Source organism: Mixta mediterraneensis (genome assembly GCF_030283135.1).
GTDB lineage: Bacteria > Pseudomonadota > Gammaproteobacteria > Enterobacterales > Enterobacteriaceae > Pantoea > Pantoea mediterraneensis.
Map to the genome: position 1 here is coordinate 1 of NZ_JASUAZ010000008.1, position 15,466 is coordinate 15,466.

Below are 15,466 nucleotides of genomic sequence, written 5' to 3' on the forward strand. Positions count from 1 at the left end.
TGTAAAACACTAATCTCCACTCTGGTCTCCAATGTCATCATTGGCAGTGCCTTAAAACTGCCATTTTTACCCTAGGTGGGTCAGATTTACATCGGCAGGTGGGCCAGTTTTACATCGGTAGCGACAGAAAAGCCTGTATTTATGGGACGGCGTTGGCGATCTTAAGCCAGAAAAAAAGGCATAAAGTGTGATAAGAATAAAGAATATCGATATTTATCACTTTTCCATAAATTCACGCTGGACAAATCACGCTGCAATTGCTGTACTAGATACCGACACAGTTTAGTGTCCATTTTTCATGTAAAGGTAATATAGATGTCTAAGATCAAAGGTAACGTTAAGTGGTTTAATGAATCTAAAGGATTCGGTTTCATTACTCCTGAAGATGGCAGCAAAGATGTATTCGTACACTTCTCTGCGATCCAGAGCAACGGCTTCAAAACTCTGGCTGAAGGTCAGCGCGTTGAGTTTGAAATCACCGACGGCGCAAAAGGCCCATCTGCTGCTAACGTTATCAGCCTGTAAGTTAACAGTAAGAATTCAAAAAACCCGCCAGCTGGCGGGTTTTTTTATTTCTCCCTCTCGCCTCTACATTCGCCTGCCACAGAATTTCCCTGTTAGCGTCATACCTTCACCTCAGCAGCCGGGCTTCTTTACTGTCATCGTCGTTTCTTTTTAAACCGGCACTAGTGACATGAAAAGCGACTGACTAATGGCGCAGGATGACCCCGTTAATCTGCGGAGCCAGTCACATATCATTCCTGTAACATAATAATAACAAGCATTACCTGCAGCTTTTTTATTGCCAACGCTATATAACAGAATGACAGTAATGATGACGTACAGGGGACAGAATGCATATACGGCAGGCACAGGCAAAAGACAGCTTTGCGTTAAGCGCGTTGCTGGCAGAGTTGGGTTATGGTGGTACTGAACATTTTATTGAACAGCGGCTGGCCCAACTCAGCAGCGACCCTGGCGACATACTGTTGGTCGCGGAACATGATATGCAGGTGCTCGGTTTTTTATCGATGCACTTTATTCCGCAACTGGCGCTGGCGGGTGATTTTGCCCGTATCAGTTATTTCTGCATTGCGGAAGGTGAACGCAGCAAAGGCGTTGGACAACAGCTTATTCAGCATGCAGAAGCGATAGCATCACAGCGTGGTTGCGATCGTATGGAAGTTCACTGTCATGCTTCACGTTTGAAAGCCAATCAGTTTTATGCGCGTGAAGGTTATGTGGAATCGCCGAGTTACCACATTAAAGATCTGCACCCAAACTAATTTCACGACCAGAAGCAATCACCAGCGCGTTAGCGATCATATCCAGTTGCTGCTCGTTTATGCTGGCAATGCTGACGCGAATAAATTGCGTCGGACCTAAGCGGCAGCGCTCGCCGGGCAGTACAGCAATACCGCGCGCGGCTAATGTGATCATTGCAAATTGCTCTGAGACAACCGGTATATAGATGCTTAATCCATCGCGTGCTTCGAGTTCTAACCCGCGGCTTGCTAAAGCTCGCAATAATTTTTCACGGCGCTGACGGTAAGTTTCACGGGCGACGGCAATGTCTTGCTGAACGCTCGCGCTTTCCAGCATCCACGCCACGGCGTCCTGCAAAATACGACTGGTCCAGCTGACGCCAAAATTTCGCCAGGCCTGAATGCGTTTAACCATTTCTGAGGTGGCGGAAAGCACCGCCAGACGTAAATCTGGCCCATAGGCTTTGGAAAATGAGCGTACGTGGATGGTACGTTCCGGATAAATCGCCCCCAGGCTCCAGCCAGCCTCCACAGAAAGATCGCCAATACCATCATCTTCAACAATCAGGGTGGAACTGTTCGCTAAAACCTGAGCTAATGCCCGACGTCGCTCGCGACTGATATTGTGTCCTGTTGCCGAATGGGTGCGTGGCTGGTAAATCACCATCACCGGCGCTTTCTCCAGTAATGTTGCCAGCGCATCGGGTTGAGGGCCTTCGTGGTCGCAGGAAAGGGGAAGTATTTCTGCACCGACATTATCAAGCATATCCAGCAAGCGAGTCGCGGTGGGATCTTCAATGATGACCCGATCGCCTGGTGAAATCAGTGTTTGCACGACTAAATTCATGGCGTCAAAGCCGCCATCAGTCGCTAAAAAGGCTTCTGCCGAATAGGGCCAGCGAGGTTTTACTGCGTTTAGCAGTTGCAGCGAAATCGCTTCGCGATAATAGCTATTAAGCTGCGGAGATTGTATCGCTGCCTGCAGCGCCAGCTGTAAATCGGGCAACAACGCGGGATCGGGAGAAGCCATTGCAAGGTCAGCCCGGATGTTATCGCCGTAGTTACCAATCTTTTCAAAGCGAATCGGACGGGGCATTACGGTATTTCCGCTAACCCAAACCCCGCTACGGCCCTTACCCGCCAGCACTTTCTGCTTCTTTAATTGCCCCCAGGCAGCTGAAACGGTTGCCGGGCTGACACCCAGCACTTCTGCCAGTTCGCGTACGGCGGGCATCTGCATCCCAACGGCGATATGGCCCTCACGAATTAACGTCGAGGCGGCCTGCGCAATGCCTTTCACCGAAGCATCGTTTATTTGGCTGCTTAGCCAGAGTAAATCTACCGTTTTCGTCATAAGTAAAATGTTTGTTCAGTAACAAAGAAATGATTGTTCAGATTAGTATTCCGGATCTAGTATCAAATTCAAGCACTATTTGATGATTAAATAATCGCAGCTTAGCTGCACTGGCGGGAGACGAGAAAATGGCAAAGCTTACCATCAGACTGGCGGTACGTGACTGGGACTATTTTACGCCGCTAGCGCTCGGTGACATCAAGCCTGAAAGGTTTGAACTGAAAATCGACCGCGTCGGTACGTTAGTTAATGACATTGCTACCAGCAATGAATATGACGCAGGTGAAGTCTCTTTCAGCCGTTACGCACAGAGCCGGGCGAAGGGGGATGAGTCGCTGCTTGGTTTGCCACATTTTCTGATGCGTGGCTTTCGCCAGCGCTGCATTATCACCACCCTCGACAGCCCTTTGTCCTCGCCTGCACAGCTAAAAGGAAAAAAGATTGGCGTGACCGGCTGGCAGGATTCGGGCAACACCTGGACACGAACCGTGTTACGCGAAGCCGGTGTAGAAATTGATGATGCTTACTGGTTTGCAGGCCGTCTGACAGCCGATCATCCGATAGTTGATCGGCTGGCGGGTTTTGGTCGCCCTGGCCGTATTGAACCAGCGCCGGATGAGCGTCCGCTCATTGACTTACTGAAAGCGGGCGAACTGGATGCTGTTTTTACGCCGTTTATGCCAGAAGGTTTTTTCCTGCCGGAATCCGGCTTACGCCAGCTGCAAACGGATTTCTATCAGGCTGAGCTGGATTACTTTAAACGCGTGGGATATGTGCCGGGCATTCATATTTTGGCGATGAAACCCGCGCTGGCTGAAAAACATCCCGGACTGCCACACGCGTTAAGCGAAATCATCGATCGGTCTTATCAGCTCTGGATGCAAAAACGTGAGAAATATGCCGATACCACCCCATGGTTACTGGACGATTTGCGACGCACCGCGCAGGAATTACCGGCCAACTGGAATGAAAACGGTTTTAACGTTAACAAGAAGATGATTGCAGACTTTGCTAATGAGCTGTTTCAACAAGGTTTAACCAAAACATTACTGACGCCGGAAGCAATTTTTCCGCTGGCAGGACAGGGGGAATGATGATGAAAGTTGCGATGGGACAATTTGCGGTCAGCCGTGAATGGCAGGAAAATGCCACTATTTGTCTGGATTTAATGGCGCGGGCCCAGGCAGGCGGCGCGCACCTGCTGGTGTTGCCAGAAGGTGTACTGGCGCGTGATATTGCCGATCCTGATCTGGTTCTGAAAGCGGCGCAGCCGCTGGATGGTCCGTTTTTAACGCAGCTGCTGGCGGCCAGCAAAGGTAACGATCTCACCACGATGATGAGCGTCCATGTGCCGACTGAAGCGCAGAAGGCGCTGAACGTTCTGATCGCCATCCTTAACGGTGAAATTATTGCCGCTTACGAAAAACTGCATCTTTATGATGCTTTTGCCATGCAAGAGTCCCAGCGGGTGAATCCCGGTCATGTTGTTCCCCCCCTAGTCGATGTGGCAGGAATGAAAGTGGGTTTGATGACATGTTACGACGTGCGTTTTCCGGAACTGGCGCGTCGACTGGTGCTGGATGGCGCCGATGTGCTGGTTTTGCCTGCTGCCTGGGTTAAAGGACCATTAAAAGAGAGCCACTGGGAGCTGTTAACCACCGCACGTGCGCTGGAAAACACCTGCTACATGGTGGCTGTCGGTGAATGTGGCCCGCGCAATATTGGCAACAGTCTGGTGATTGATCCGCTCGGCGTAGCGATAGCAAAAGCGCCGGAATCGGGTGCATTAGTGTTTGCCGATCTCGATCCACAACGGATTGCTTATGCTCGTCGCGTTTTACCGGTTCTTGAAAACCGCCGTTTTGCTCGACCTGAATTGAAATCACACTGACAGCATTGGGGAAAATACATAATGAAGATAGCGACTGCGATTACGCTGGCTTTGGGGCTAACTGCAACTTTAGCCCACGCTGCTGATGTCATCCCGACGCAGAAGGTTGATCAGGCGCTGCACGATCGCCTGCCTGACGATATTAAGAAAGCAGGAAAAATGATTTCGGTGAACAACGGATCGTTTCCGCCTTATGAAATCGTTAATGGTCCGCATTCAATGGATGGGGCATCCGCTGACCTAACCCTCGCCCTGAGTCAGCTGCTGGGCGTGAAAATCGAGCATGCGACGGTGAGCGGTTTGTCGGGCGTATTGGCGGGCATCAATTCGGGTCGCTATCAGTTTGCCATTGGCCCTGTGGGCGATTATCCCGATCGCCAGAAGAAGGTCGACTTTGTCGATTTCGTCCAGGAATTTGTGGTTTTTGGCGTGCAAAAAGGCAATCCGGCTAAAATTAATGGACTGAAAGATACCTGCGGCAAGCGTATTGCGGTGATGGCAGCAGGCTCCGCCGAGCAGGTTATTCGTAAGCAGTCCGCCGCCTGTACCGCCGCCGGTAAACCCGCAGTAACGGTGCAGTCGTTTACCGATCAGCCTTCTTCTATTCTGGCGGTGCGTTCTAAACGTTCAGACGCTTTCTTCTCCTCACAGGCGCCGCTTACCTATTTTGTTGAACAAGCGCATGGTCAGCTTGAACTCGCTGGCAAAGGCCAAAAAAACGGTTTCGGCGATATTTTTCAGGGTACGGTCGTGCCGAAAAATTCACAGCTGGGCAAAGTGGTGCTGGATGGCTACAAGGAGCTATATCAAAACGGCACATATGCAGCGATCATGAAAAAGTGGAAACTGGACGGCAATATGATTGACGCGCCAGGCTTCAATCTGGCGAAAGGGGCGGCTCAATGAGTTTACACACCAACGATTCGCGAGCCACGGACAAGGCCGACGTGCAACAGCGCGACGTGGCTTTCGCCCACAGCGCGCCCTCTTATGGACGCTGGGTTTCATGGATTGTGGTGCTGGTTATTGCCGCTAACCTGTTGTGGTTGGTGGCAACCAATCCTAATTTTGGATGGAAAGTGGTGCTGCAGTGGTTCACTGAAGCCTCGGTATTGAAAGGGTTGCGGGTAACGCTGGGGCTGACCGTGGTGTCAATGATCCTCGGCACGCTATTGGGCTTGCTGCTGGCGGTCTGGCGTTTATCTGAGAACAGGTTACTGAGTGGTATTTCAGCTTTATATATTTGGTTTTTCCGGGGCACACCGCTGCTGGTACAGCTGATTTTCTGGTACAACCTGTCGACGCTTTTTCCAACCCTGTCGATTACCGTGCCGTGGACCGACATCACGTTTGCCAGCTGGAATACTAACGATCTTATTACCCCACTGACCGCAGCGATTGCTGGTTTGGCGCTGAACGAAGCGGCATATATGGCGGAAGTTATTCGTGCCGGTTTGCTATCGGTAGACAATGGCCAGATAGAAACGACTCAGGCCTTTGGTATGAGCAGAACGCGTGCGTTACGCCGCATTATTATTCCGCAGGCAATGCGTGCAATCATTCCGCCAACGGGTAACCAGTTAATTAGTATGATCAAAGCCACCTCGCTGGTGAGCGTAATTGCGATGGGCGATCTGCTTTATTCCGTGCAGGCAGTCTATAACCGTACCTTTGAAATCATCCCAATGTTAATGGTGGCGGTTATCTGGTATCTGCTTATTACTTCGATACTGAATGTCGGCCAGTCAGCAATCGAACGTTATTATGCGCGTGGTACAAAGCGTGTGGTGGTGGCTGCCAAACGTACTGCCACGCCAATGTCAAATGCGTCGCTGGTGCAAAAGGAGGATGTATGAGTTCTGATGCTGTTCAGCCTTTGGTACGCGCGCGTAACGTGCAGAAAAGCTATGGCGATAATGAAGTGCTAAAAGGCATTGATCTTGACGTTTATCCGGGCGAAGTGGTGGTTATCCTCGGGCCATCAGGCTCGGGGAAGTCAACTTTTTTGCGCTGTATCAACCACCTTGAAGATATGAATGCCGGCTCAATAATGGTGGATGATCAGCAGATTGGTTATGAGCTTAAGCGCAACGTACTGCATCGCTTGTCGCCTCGTAAAATCGCTCATCAGCGACAGAAAATTGGCATGGTGTTTCAGCAATTCAACCTTTATCCGCATATGACGGTACTGCAAAACATTATTGAAGCGCCGATTGGCGTGCATAAGTTCTCGCGTCAGGCCGCGCTGGCGCATGCTAAAGCCTTGCTGGCCACCGTTGGGTTAAGCGATAAAGCCGATGCCTGGCCGCGCCATCTTTCGGGTGGGCAGCAGCAGCGCGTCGCGATTGCCCGTGCCTTAGCCATCAAGCCTACGTTAATGTTATTTGACGAGCCGACATCAGCTCTGGACCCGGAATTAGTCGGTGAAGTACTGGCCACTATGCGTACGCTAGCCGATCAGGGCTTAACCATGATTGTCGTGACGCATGAAATTAGTTTTGCCCGCGAAGCGGCAGATCGCGTGGTGTTTATGGATGGTGGTGTGGTAGTGGAGCAGGGGACACCTGAAGAGGTCATTGTAAATCCACAACACCCGCGAACACAGGCGTTTCTGAGTCGTTTTATCTGAATTGTAGAGAGCAGCGCGTGGCTCAGCGATCTTACCCTGTTACAGATTGTAGTTGAGGCCAGTACAAAACTGCGCGTAAATAATACTCACCGTTTTTTGTTAAGGTTGAAAAATTAATTATGGAAGGTATCAGTATTGCCAAATTGCTGATTATCGGTGCGCTCATCGTACTGCTCTTTGGCACCAATAAGTTACGTTCACTGGGTGGCGATCTGGGCTCCGCAATCAAAGGCTTCAAAAAAGCCATGAAAGATGATGAATCCAGCGCAACCAGGAATACGGCTGAAGAGAGTCCAGCAGAACGCGTATCACATAAAGAATAATTTATTGTCAGCTGACAATAAATGTTACTTTTTGTTTCTGTAAGAATGATAAAAAACCAGGCTGCAAGCAGTCTGGTTTTTGTTTATATGCCGACTGCCAGCCTGGCGTTTTTCCACCCATAATGTCGTTACTGGTAGCCCCTCTATATATCTCTGACAGATTTCTCCAGCTCTGTTTTTATGCTGTTAACCTGCGGGTGATGCGCTCCACCAGGGAGGTGGATGGGCTGTTAAAGGTGATGTTGCCGATTAACCGGGGTGAATTAAGGTCGCGTTGGACGACACGACCTGGACAGCGTTATTTGACTTCCAGACCTTTGGCCTGCATATCTGCGTGATAAGACGAGCGAACAAAAGGACCGCATGCGGCATGGGTAAAGCCCATGGCCAATGCTTCTTCTTTCATCTCATCAAATTCAGCCGGACTGACGTAGCGCTGAACCGGCAAGTGATGGCGGCTCGGCTGTAAATACTGACCCAGGGTCAGCATAGTGACACCATGACGGCGTAAATCACGCATCACTTCAATAATTTCGGCATTCGTTTCACCTAAGCCGACCATCAAACCCGATTTAGTCGGCACGCCTGGATGCGCTTCTTTAAAACGTTCCAGCAGTTTTAATGACCAGTCGTAATTTGCACCAGGACGAACCTGACGGTAAACGCGCGGTACGTTTTCCAGATTATGGTTGAACACGTCCGGTGGTGTAGCGGTGAGGATTTCCAGGGCCCGATCCATACGGCCACGGAAGTCGGGCACCAGCGTTTCAATTTTAATGGTTGGATTCTTTTCACGAATTGCTGCAATGCAATCAGCAAAATGCTGAGCGCCGCCATCACGCAGATCGTCGCGGTCAACCGACGTAATCACGACATAGCGCAGCGCCATATCAGCAATAGTTTGCGCCAGTTTGCTTGGTTCATTTGCATCTGGTGCATTTGGGCGGCCATGAGCAACATCGCAGAATGGACAGCGGCGAGTACAGATTGCACCCAGGATCATAAAGGTTGCAGTACCGTGGTTAAAACATTCGGCAAGATTAGGACAGGACGCCTCTTCACAGACCGAGTGCAACCCGTTTTTACGCATTGCCGCTTTGATGCCCTGGATACGACTGGAATCCGCAGGCAACTTGATTTTCATCCATTCCGGCTTACGCAACATCTCTTGCCGTTCGGTGGTCACGGTTTTCACCGGGATCAACGCCATCTTATCTGCGTCACGATATTTGACGCCGCGTTCCATCTGAATTGGTTTACTCATAAAATCTGCAGGTTCCGGTCGGATTGCGATTTGAAAGCGCTTTCATAAAACGTAAAAGGGAAGCTTTCAACTTTATTTGAAAAAAGTGCAAAAATTATATCATTTCATTGGCAATGAAGCAGCCATCCTGAAGGCAGAAACGTTACATATTTGTAAAGTCGCATTCACAGTTAACTCAGCGCAGGGTCTTTTTGCGCCAGCCACTCCACATTTTGATAGTTCAGCTGACGTGCAAATGCCGCGACCAGCAAAGGCTGGACATCATTAACGCTGATCGCATGCTGGAAATGTTGTAGCTGCGTCATGCGCATGCCAGCATAACCACAGGGATTGATACGCAGGAAAGGGGATAAGTCCATTGCGACATTAAGCGCCAGACCGTGAAACGAACAGCCTTTACGAATTCGCAGCCCAAGTGAGCAAATTTTATCGTCACCCACATAGACACCCGGCGCGTCTGCGCGCGCGCGCGCTTCAACGCCAAAGTGAGCCAGCGTTGTCATTACCGTTTCTTCTAAAGCTGTGACCAACTGCCGCACGCCAAGCTTACGTCGCTTCACATCAATAAGCACATACATCACTTGCTGGCCGGGGCCGTGATAAGTGACCTGACCGCCGCGATCGCTTTGCACCACTGGAATATCGCCAGGCAACAAAACGTGTTCAGCTTTGCCTGCCTGACCTTGGGTAAATACCGGATAATGCTCCACCAGCCAAATCTCGTCGCGACTGTTGCCGTCACGGTGATCGGTATAATGGTGCATAGCTTCTGATGTGAATTGCCAGTTGCGTAAACCTAACTGGCGAACAAGAAGAGTTTCAACTGACACAACAGGGGTCCGTTAAAGGGTGAGAAGAAGATTATAATGTCGGCAAAGCGTAAGACCAACTCCCTTTACCGACGCTGGTAGTTACAGCACCATACGCACGATCTCGATTTTGCCCAGCTCTTCGTACAGGGTTTCAACCTGCTCGATATGGGTAGCGGTAATCGTAATATTAACGGAGTGATAATTGCCCTTGCTGCTCGGCTTCACTTCTGGCGAGTAGTCGCCGGGCGCATGACGTTGCACCACTTCAACCACTTGATCAACCAGCTCCGGTTGTGCCAGACCCATTACTTTGTAGGTAAACGGGGTAGGAAATTCGAGCAGTTCATTCAGTTTGGTTTTCATATTAACTCCGGTGCATAAAAAACGGGCTCCCGCCTGAGCGGGAGCATCATAATAACGTGTTATGGGGGCGCTGTGGCGATTTTTCAATCGCCCGCAGGGATTAGCCGAACCAGTGATGGAACATCAGCTTGATGTAGTCAACGATGCGGCTAAAGAAACCCCCTTCAGAAACTTCGTTCAGTACCACCAGCGGTCGTTGATCGATGGTTTTGCCGTCCAGCTGGAAATTAATGCTGCCGACAACCTGATTTTTCTTCAGCGGGGCATGCAATTCCGTATTGTTCAAAACATAGCTGGCTTTTAAATCTTTCATCCGTCCGCGCGGTATCGTCAGATAAGCATCTTTATCGACGCCTAGCTGTACGCGATCGCTGTTACCAAACCAGACCGGCTCAGAGGCAAATTCTTTACCGGCTTTCAGCGGTGCCACAGTTTCAAAGAAGCGGAAACCCCAGGTCAGCAATTTTTTGCTTTCGGTTTCGCGGCCTTTATAGGTATGCCCCCCCATCACGGCTGATATCAAACGCATCTGACCTTCGGTGGCAGACGCCACCAGATTATAGCCCGCGGCGTTAGTATGACCGGTTTTGATACCGTCAACGTTCAGGTTGGTATCCCAAAGCAGCCCATTACGGTTCATCTGACGAATATTATTAAAGGTGAACTCTTTTTCTTTATAAACCGCGTATTCATCCGGCACGTCGCGGATCAGCGCCTGGCCAATCAGCGCCATATCACGCGCAGAGCTGTATTGACCTTCGGCATCCAGGCCGTGAACCGTCTGGAAATGAGTGTTTTTCAGGCTAATGGCTTTCACATAGTTATTCATCAGATTGACGAATGCATCCTGGCTGCCAGCAACGTAATCGGCCATCGCTACACAGGCGTCGTTACCTGATTGCAGTACGATACCGCGCGTCAGCTGTGAAACCGGTACGCGATCGCCGGGCTTCAGGAACATCAGGGAAGAGCCTTTAAATACGGGGTTGCCGGTTGCCCAGGCATCCTGTCCCACCGTAACAATATCGTCCTGATGGATTTTTCCGGCTTTGACCGCTTGTCCAATCACATAGCTGGTCATCATTTTGGTCAGGCTGGCGGGATCGCGACGAGCATCCGCATTCTTCTCCGCCAGCACCTTACCTGAATGGTAATCGATAAGCACATAAGCTTCGGCATCAATGTCCGGCACGCCCGGAATCATGGTTTTAAGATTAACATCATCAGCAATAGCAGCATGGCTGAGAGAAAAAGCGATCAGTGAGCCCACTGTCAGGCGTTTCAGCAAACGAGATGTTTTCAGCGTGTTCATGTGTAGGACTACAACATCCATGGGTTTAAGGTTTAAAAAGGTAACTCATCATAACAAATGCCTGATTTACAGGCATCTGGCTTAATGAATGGGTTGTTAGCAGACGTAACGTCCAATGTGACTTACATCACATTTCATGCCGTGCGCTGGTAATAAAAGACGCAATCTGGCCTTCATTATTCAGGCGCTGTTGCAGTGCAACAGCTTCAGCGCGAGTTTTATAACCGCCAAGCTGGACGCGATAAACGTTACCCGCGGCTTCAACGGCACCCGGCACGCCAAAGCGCTGGCTTAAACTTTTTTGCATTTGTTGCGCTCGTCCCGGATCGTTCAGTGCGCCGACCTGCACGACATAACCTGCCACTGAATGTGTGCTGTTACTGGACGAAGCAGGTGCGCTGACAGCAGGAGAGGCGGCAACCATCGCTGGAGCAGGTTGTGGTTCGCTGCTTTCCAGTACGCCGTTCGCTAATGGCTGCGGCGCACCAAGAAATCCGCTGCTCTTTATCGGTGCGCCCATCGTGTCGCTGCTTTGCAGCGTGTTGTTGCTGATGGCATCCACATTCTGCGATGCGGGAGCGGTTTGCGCTGCGCTACTGCCGTTCATCACTGCCCCTCCGCTTAGGTCTGGGCGTGGTGGCAGTGAGTAGCTTTGCTTCGCGACAACGGTTCCAATGGTGCCGGGACCAGAAAGCGTGCCATCTGGGGCAACATTAATAAAATCGACACGTACCCGGCTATTGTTAGAAATATTAAGGCGATCGCCCGCAGCACGCGACAGGTCAATAATTCGACCCGGCGTATAAGGGCCACGATCGTTAACCCGAACGACAATCTGGCGACCGTTTGCCAGATTTGTGACGCGTACATAGCATGGCAGCGGCAGTGTGGGGTGCGCGGCGGTTAATGCATCGGGATCATAACTTTCACCGGTTGCGGTACGATTGCCAGCTTCGTCGCCATACCAGGCGGCCAGACCGACTTCACTGTAATTCGACGGATCTTTATTAATGTGATACGTCTTGCCATTCACGCTGTAATCCTGACTGGTTCCCGGATTAACAGGTTCGTAACGCGGCTCAACGCCAGGAATTTCCACTACCGGGCCAGTATAAGCCGGTTGCGGCGGCGCGGTATTTTGCGGTTCCGGGGTGGAACAGGCAGCCAGAATGAGTGATGCCAGTGCAACGCCAAGCCAGTCCTTACGCATGAGCAGCCTCTTAAACACTTTTAGATAACATTTTTCGGTGAGTGTGGATCGACATCACAATGCCGAATCCCGCCATAAGCACAATCAGCGCTGAACCGCCATAACTGACCAGCGGCAACGGAACGCCAACCACCGGTAAGATACCACTAACCATGCCAATATTAACGAAAACATAAACGAATAAAATCAGCATTAAACCGCCCGCCATTACGCGACCAAACGTGGTTTGCGCGCGCGCTGCCACAATCAAACCGCGCATGATTAACAGCAAATAAAGTACCAGTAATACCAGCACGCCGACCAGGCCAAGCTCCTCTGCCAGTACCGCAAAGATAAAGTCGGTATGTCGCTCAGGTAAAAACTCCAGTTGTGACTGCGTACCTTGCAGCCAGCCTTTACCGCGCAGGCCACCGGAACCAATGGCAATCTTGGACTGGATGATGTGGTAGCCCGCACCGAGCGGATCGCTTTCAGGATCAAGCAGCATCATGACACGGTCACGCTGATAATCGTGCATCAGAAAAAACCACAACACCGGAATAAACGCCGCCACCAGGAGCACCGCCACGCCGATCAGTTTCCAGCTCATCCCCGACAAAAACAGGACAAACAAGCCAGAGGCGGCAATCAGGATTGAGGTCCCGAGGTCAGGCTGGGCCGCCACTAACAGCGTGGGCACAAAAATCATGATCAGAGCAATGCCGGTATTTTTCAGCGTTGGCGGACAAACATCACGATTGATAAAGCGCGCCACCATCAGCGGCACGGCAAACTTTGCGATCTCCGAAGGCTGGAAGCGTACAATGCCTAAATCCAGCCAGCGTTGCGCGCCTTTACTGATTTGGCCAAAGGCATCGACCGCAATCAATAAGATGACGCAGATAATATAAAGATAGGGCGCCCAGCCTTCATAAACGCGTGGCGGCACCTGTGCCATGACGATCATGATCACCAGACCCATCAAAATCTGGCCGATTTTACGCTCCATCATGCCAGGGTCCTGGCCGCTGGCACTCCATATCACAATGGCACTGTAGGCCAGCAGACCTAAAATGATGAGCATAAACAGCGGATCAATATGGATTCGGATCCAGATCGATCTTTTCTGTGGGCTATCGTTCATGGACATGAATTATTCACCTTCATAGCCGGGCGGCGTTGGTGCCGCATCCGGCAGGACAGTATTGTTATCGCCTAACATAATATGATCCAGAATCTGGCGCATCACGGTACCGACGGCCGGGCCGGCGCCACCGTTTTCCAGAATCATTGTGACGGCAACACGCGGTTTGTCGTAAGGAGCAAACGCAGTCATCAGTTTATGGTCACGCAGGCGCTCGGCAATTTTATGCGCATTATAGGTTTCGTTCTCTTTCAAGCCGAACACCTGGGCAGTACCGGATTTAGCCGCGATTTTATAGGGTGCATCGGCGAAGCTTTTGTGTGCAGTGCCGTTCGGGCGATTTGCCACGCCGTACATGCCATCTTTGGCAATTTCCCAATAACCAGAATGAATATCGCCAACCGGGGCCGACGGCGGCTGGCGATAGGGAATAAGCGTGCGTCCTTCGCGCGTTGCGCGCAGCAGATGCGGCACCTTGATTACGCCATCGTTAATCAGAATCATCATCGCTTTGTTCATCTGCAGCGGCGTCGCTGTCCAGTAACCCTGACCGATACCGACCGGAATGGTATCACCCTGATACCACGGTTTTTTAAAGCGCTTAAGTTTCCATTCGCGTGTCGGCATATTACCGGCGCTTTCCTGTGGCAGATCGATGCCGGTGCGATGACCGTAACCAAACTTGTTCATCCATTCGGAAAGGCGGTCAATGCCCATGTCATAGGCGACCTGATAGAAAAAGGTATCAGCAGATTCCTCCAGCGATTTGGTGACATTGAGACGGCCATGCCCCCATTTTTTCCAGTCACGATAGCGTTTTTCGGAGCCGGGAAGCTGCCACCAGCCGGGATCAAACAGACTGGTATTGCGATTAATCACGCCAGCACTTAAGGCTGAAACGGCGACATAGGGCTTAACCGTTGATGCCGGAGGATAAGAAGCCTGAATTGCACGGTTATAAAGCGGACGGTTTTCATTGCTTAATAAGCCACGATAATCTTTGCTGGAAATCCCCTCGACAAACAAATTAGGGTCATAACTTGGCGTGGACACCATGGCCAGAATTTCACCGGTACGGGGATCGCTAACGACTACCGCCGCGCGGCTGCCAGTCAGCAGCGTTTCGATATATTGTTGCAGCTTGAGATCGATAGTGAGATAGATGTCGCGGCCGGCCTGCGGAGACTGTTCATGCAGCTGACGAATGACCCGGCCGCGGTTATTTACCTCGACCTCTTCATAACCGGTTTTACCGTGCAGCAGGTCTTCGTAGAAATTCTCGATGCCAAGTTTGCCAATATCGTGTGTCGCCGCATAGTTTGGCCATTTTTCTTCTTTATCAAGGCGCGCCACGTCGCGATCGTTAATTTTCGACACGTAACCCACCACGTGAGTCAGGGTCTGGCCGTACGGGTAATAGCGCCGCTGATAACCTTTTACTTCAACGCCAGGAAAACGGTATTGATTCACGGCGAAACGTGCAACCTGAATGTCATTCAGGCCGGTTTTCACCGGAATGGACGTGAAGCGACGCGAACGCTTGCGCTCTTTTTCAAAGGCATCGAGATCTTCATCACTGAGATCGAGTATCGGACGTAAATTCTGTAACGTCTGTTTGAGGTCATCGACTTTTTCTGGCACCAGCTCGGCCTGATAAATGGTGCGATTGAGCGCCAGCGGCGTGCCGTTACGGTCATAGATAATGCCACGGCTCGGCGCAACGGGCACCAGCTTGATACGGTTCTGGTTAGATCGCGTGCTGTAATCATCGAAACGTAAAATTTGCAGATGGTAAAGGTTGACCACCAGCACGGAGGAGAGCACTAAAATACCGACGAAAGCGATTAACGCCCGGCGGACAAAGAGTTTTTGTTCGGCGCTGTAATCGCGAAAGGCGTTGCTTTGTAATTTCATCCGCTA

16 protein-coding genes are annotated in these 15,466 nt (G+C 50.8%); 8 read left to right on the top strand and 8 right to left on the bottom strand.

Translation table 11 applies throughout. From position 1 onward, the window contains the following. Window positions 1-315: 315 nt before the first annotated feature. Both cspE and QRY16_RS07315 read left to right on the top strand, forming a co-directional pair. A complete protein-coding gene (cspE, locus tag QRY16_RS07310) occupies window positions 316-525 on the top strand; it encodes a transcription antiterminator/RNA stability regulator CspE (protein WP_006118399.1) in 210 nt (69 codons plus the stop codon). Between the two features lie 329 nt (window positions 526-854). Beyond that, entirely contained in the window at window positions 855-1,286 is a 432-nt protein-coding gene (locus tag QRY16_RS07315; RefSeq protein WP_193405034.1) for a GNAT family N-acetyltransferase, read from the top strand. Here QRY16_RS07315 and QRY16_RS07320 read toward each other — a convergent pair. Further along, window positions 1,264-2,619, bottom strand: a complete 1,356-nt coding sequence (locus QRY16_RS07320) for an aminotransferase-like domain-containing protein (RefSeq protein WP_289776140.1) — start codon at window positions 2,617-2,619, stop codon at window positions 1,264-1,266. The genes QRY16_RS07315 and QRY16_RS07320 overlap by 23 nt on opposite strands. Window positions 2,620-2,747: 128 nt before the next feature. On the opposite strand from QRY16_RS07320, the gene QRY16_RS07325 reads away from it, so the two are divergent. From QRY16_RS07325 to tatE, 6 genes are all read left to right on the top strand, one after another. Beyond that, window positions 2,748-3,713 carry a substrate-binding domain-containing protein gene (locus QRY16_RS07325; protein WP_289776141.1) on the top strand — a complete coding sequence of 322 codons (966 nt, stop codon included), beginning with the start codon at window positions 2,748-2,750 and terminating at the stop codon, window positions 3,711-3,713. A gap of 2 nt (window positions 3,714-3,715) precedes the next feature. Further along, complete coding sequence (locus QRY16_RS07330; protein WP_289776226.1) at window positions 3,716-4,510, top strand: deaminated glutathione amidase; 795 nt, start codon at window positions 3,716-3,718, stop codon at window positions 4,508-4,510. An 18-nt stretch (window positions 4,511-4,528) separates the two neighbouring features. Further along, a complete protein-coding gene (locus tag QRY16_RS07335) occupies window positions 4,529-5,416 on the top strand; it encodes an ABC transporter substrate-binding protein (protein WP_289776227.1) in 888 nt (295 codons plus the stop codon). Beyond that, entirely contained in the window at window positions 5,413-6,366 is a 954-nt protein-coding gene (locus tag QRY16_RS07340; protein ID WP_289776142.1) for an amino acid ABC transporter permease, read from the top strand. The genes QRY16_RS07335 and QRY16_RS07340 overlap by 4 nt, the downstream gene beginning before the upstream one ends. Beyond that, a complete protein-coding gene (locus tag QRY16_RS07345) occupies window positions 6,363-7,139 on the top strand; it encodes an amino acid ABC transporter ATP-binding protein (RefSeq protein WP_289776143.1) in 777 nt (258 codons plus the stop codon). Before QRY16_RS07340 ends, QRY16_RS07345 begins: the two co-directional genes overlap by 4 nt. A gap of 119 nt (window positions 7,140-7,258) precedes the next feature. Beyond that, window positions 7,259-7,462 carry a twin-arginine translocase subunit TatE gene (gene tatE / locus QRY16_RS07350; RefSeq protein ID WP_193405038.1) on the top strand — a complete coding sequence of 68 codons (204 nt, stop codon included), beginning with the start codon at window positions 7,259-7,261 and terminating at the stop codon, window positions 7,460-7,462. A 298-nt stretch (window positions 7,463-7,760) separates the two neighbouring features. Here the strand turns inward: tatE and lipA are convergent, their stop codons facing one another. The 7 genes from lipA to mrdA form a co-directional block, all read right to left on the bottom strand. Continuing rightward, a complete protein-coding gene (lipA, locus tag QRY16_RS07355; protein WP_289776144.1) occupies window positions 7,761-8,726 on the bottom strand; it encodes a lipoyl synthase in 966 nt (321 codons plus the stop codon). Window positions 8,727-8,896: 170 nt separating this feature from the next. Then, window positions 8,897-9,556, bottom strand: coding sequence for a lipoyl(octanoyl) transferase LipB (lipB, locus tag QRY16_RS07360; protein WP_193405040.1), 660 nt, complete (start codon window positions 9,554-9,556; stop codon window positions 8,897-8,899). 81 nt (window positions 9,557-9,637) lie between these two features. Beyond that, window positions 9,638-9,901, bottom strand: coding sequence for a DUF493 family protein YbeD (gene ybeD / locus QRY16_RS07365; protein WP_193405041.1), 264 nt, complete (start codon window positions 9,899-9,901; stop codon window positions 9,638-9,640). A gap of 100 nt (window positions 9,902-10,001) precedes the next feature. Continuing rightward, the gene (gene dacA / locus QRY16_RS07370) at window positions 10,002-11,213 is read right to left on the bottom strand and encodes a D-alanyl-D-alanine carboxypeptidase DacA (RefSeq protein WP_289776145.1); all 1,212 of its coding nucleotides are present in this window, start codon (window positions 11,211-11,213) and stop codon (window positions 10,002-10,004) included. A gap of 127 nt (window positions 11,214-11,340) precedes the next feature. Then, window positions 11,341-12,423, bottom strand: coding sequence for an endolytic peptidoglycan transglycosylase RlpA (gene rlpA / locus QRY16_RS07375; RefSeq protein WP_289776146.1), 1,083 nt, complete (start codon window positions 12,421-12,423; stop codon window positions 11,341-11,343). A gap of 10 nt (window positions 12,424-12,433) precedes the next feature. Continuing rightward, window positions 12,434-13,546, bottom strand: a complete 1,113-nt coding sequence (mrdB, locus tag QRY16_RS07380; protein WP_289776228.1) for a peptidoglycan glycosyltransferase MrdB — start codon at window positions 13,544-13,546, stop codon at window positions 12,434-12,436. 9 nt (window positions 13,547-13,555) lie between these two features. After that, complete coding sequence (gene mrdA / locus QRY16_RS07385; protein WP_289776147.1) at window positions 13,556-15,460, bottom strand: peptidoglycan DD-transpeptidase MrdA; 1,905 nt, start codon at window positions 15,458-15,460, stop codon at window positions 13,556-13,558. Window positions 15,461-15,466 lie beyond the last annotated feature (6 nt).

Excerpts from the sequence above, each read along its gene's own strand:
- cspE (WP_006118399.1), top strand. The coding sequence starts at position 316 with ATGTCTAAGATCAAAGGTAACGTTAAGTGGTTTAATGAATCTAAAGGA.
- QRY16_RS07315 (WP_193405034.1), top strand. The coding sequence starts at position 855 with ATGCATATACGGCAGGCACAGGCAAAAGACAGCTTTGCGTTAAGCGCG.
- QRY16_RS07320 (WP_289776140.1), bottom strand. The coding sequence starts at position 2,619 with ATGACGAAAACGGTAGATTTACTCTGGCTAAGCAGCCAAATAAACGAT.
- QRY16_RS07325 (WP_289776141.1), top strand. The coding sequence starts at position 2,748 with ATGGCAAAGCTTACCATCAGACTGGCGGTACGTGACTGGGACTATTTT.
- QRY16_RS07330 (WP_289776226.1), top strand. The coding sequence starts at position 3,716 with ATGAAAGTTGCGATGGGACAATTTGCGGTCAGCCGTGAATGGCAGGAA.
- QRY16_RS07340 (WP_289776142.1), top strand. The coding sequence starts at position 5,413 with ATGAGTTTACACACCAACGATTCGCGAGCCACGGACAAGGCCGACGTG.
- QRY16_RS07345 (WP_289776143.1), top strand. The coding sequence starts at position 6,363 with ATGAGTTCTGATGCTGTTCAGCCTTTGGTACGCGCGCGTAACGTGCAG.
- tatE (WP_193405038.1), top strand. The coding sequence starts at position 7,259 with ATGGAAGGTATCAGTATTGCCAAATTGCTGATTATCGGTGCGCTCATC.
- lipA (WP_289776144.1), bottom strand. The coding sequence starts at position 8,726 with ATGAGTAAACCAATTCAGATGGAACGCGGCGTCAAATATCGTGACGCA.
- ybeD (WP_193405041.1), bottom strand. The coding sequence starts at position 9,901 with ATGAAAACCAAACTGAATGAACTGCTCGAATTTCCTACCCCGTTTACC.
- dacA (WP_289776145.1), bottom strand. The coding sequence starts at position 11,213 with ATGAACACGCTGAAAACATCTCGTTTGCTGAAACGCCTGACAGTGGGC.
- rlpA (WP_289776146.1), bottom strand. The coding sequence starts at position 12,423 with ATGCGTAAGGACTGGCTTGGCGTTGCACTGGCATCACTCATTCTGGCT.
- mrdB (WP_289776228.1), bottom strand. The coding sequence starts at position 13,546 with ATGAACGATAGCCCACAGAAAAGATCGATCTGGATCCGAATCCATATT.
- mrdA (WP_289776147.1), bottom strand. The coding sequence starts at position 15,460 with ATGAAATTACAAAGCAACGCCTTTCGCGATTACAGCGCCGAACAAAAA.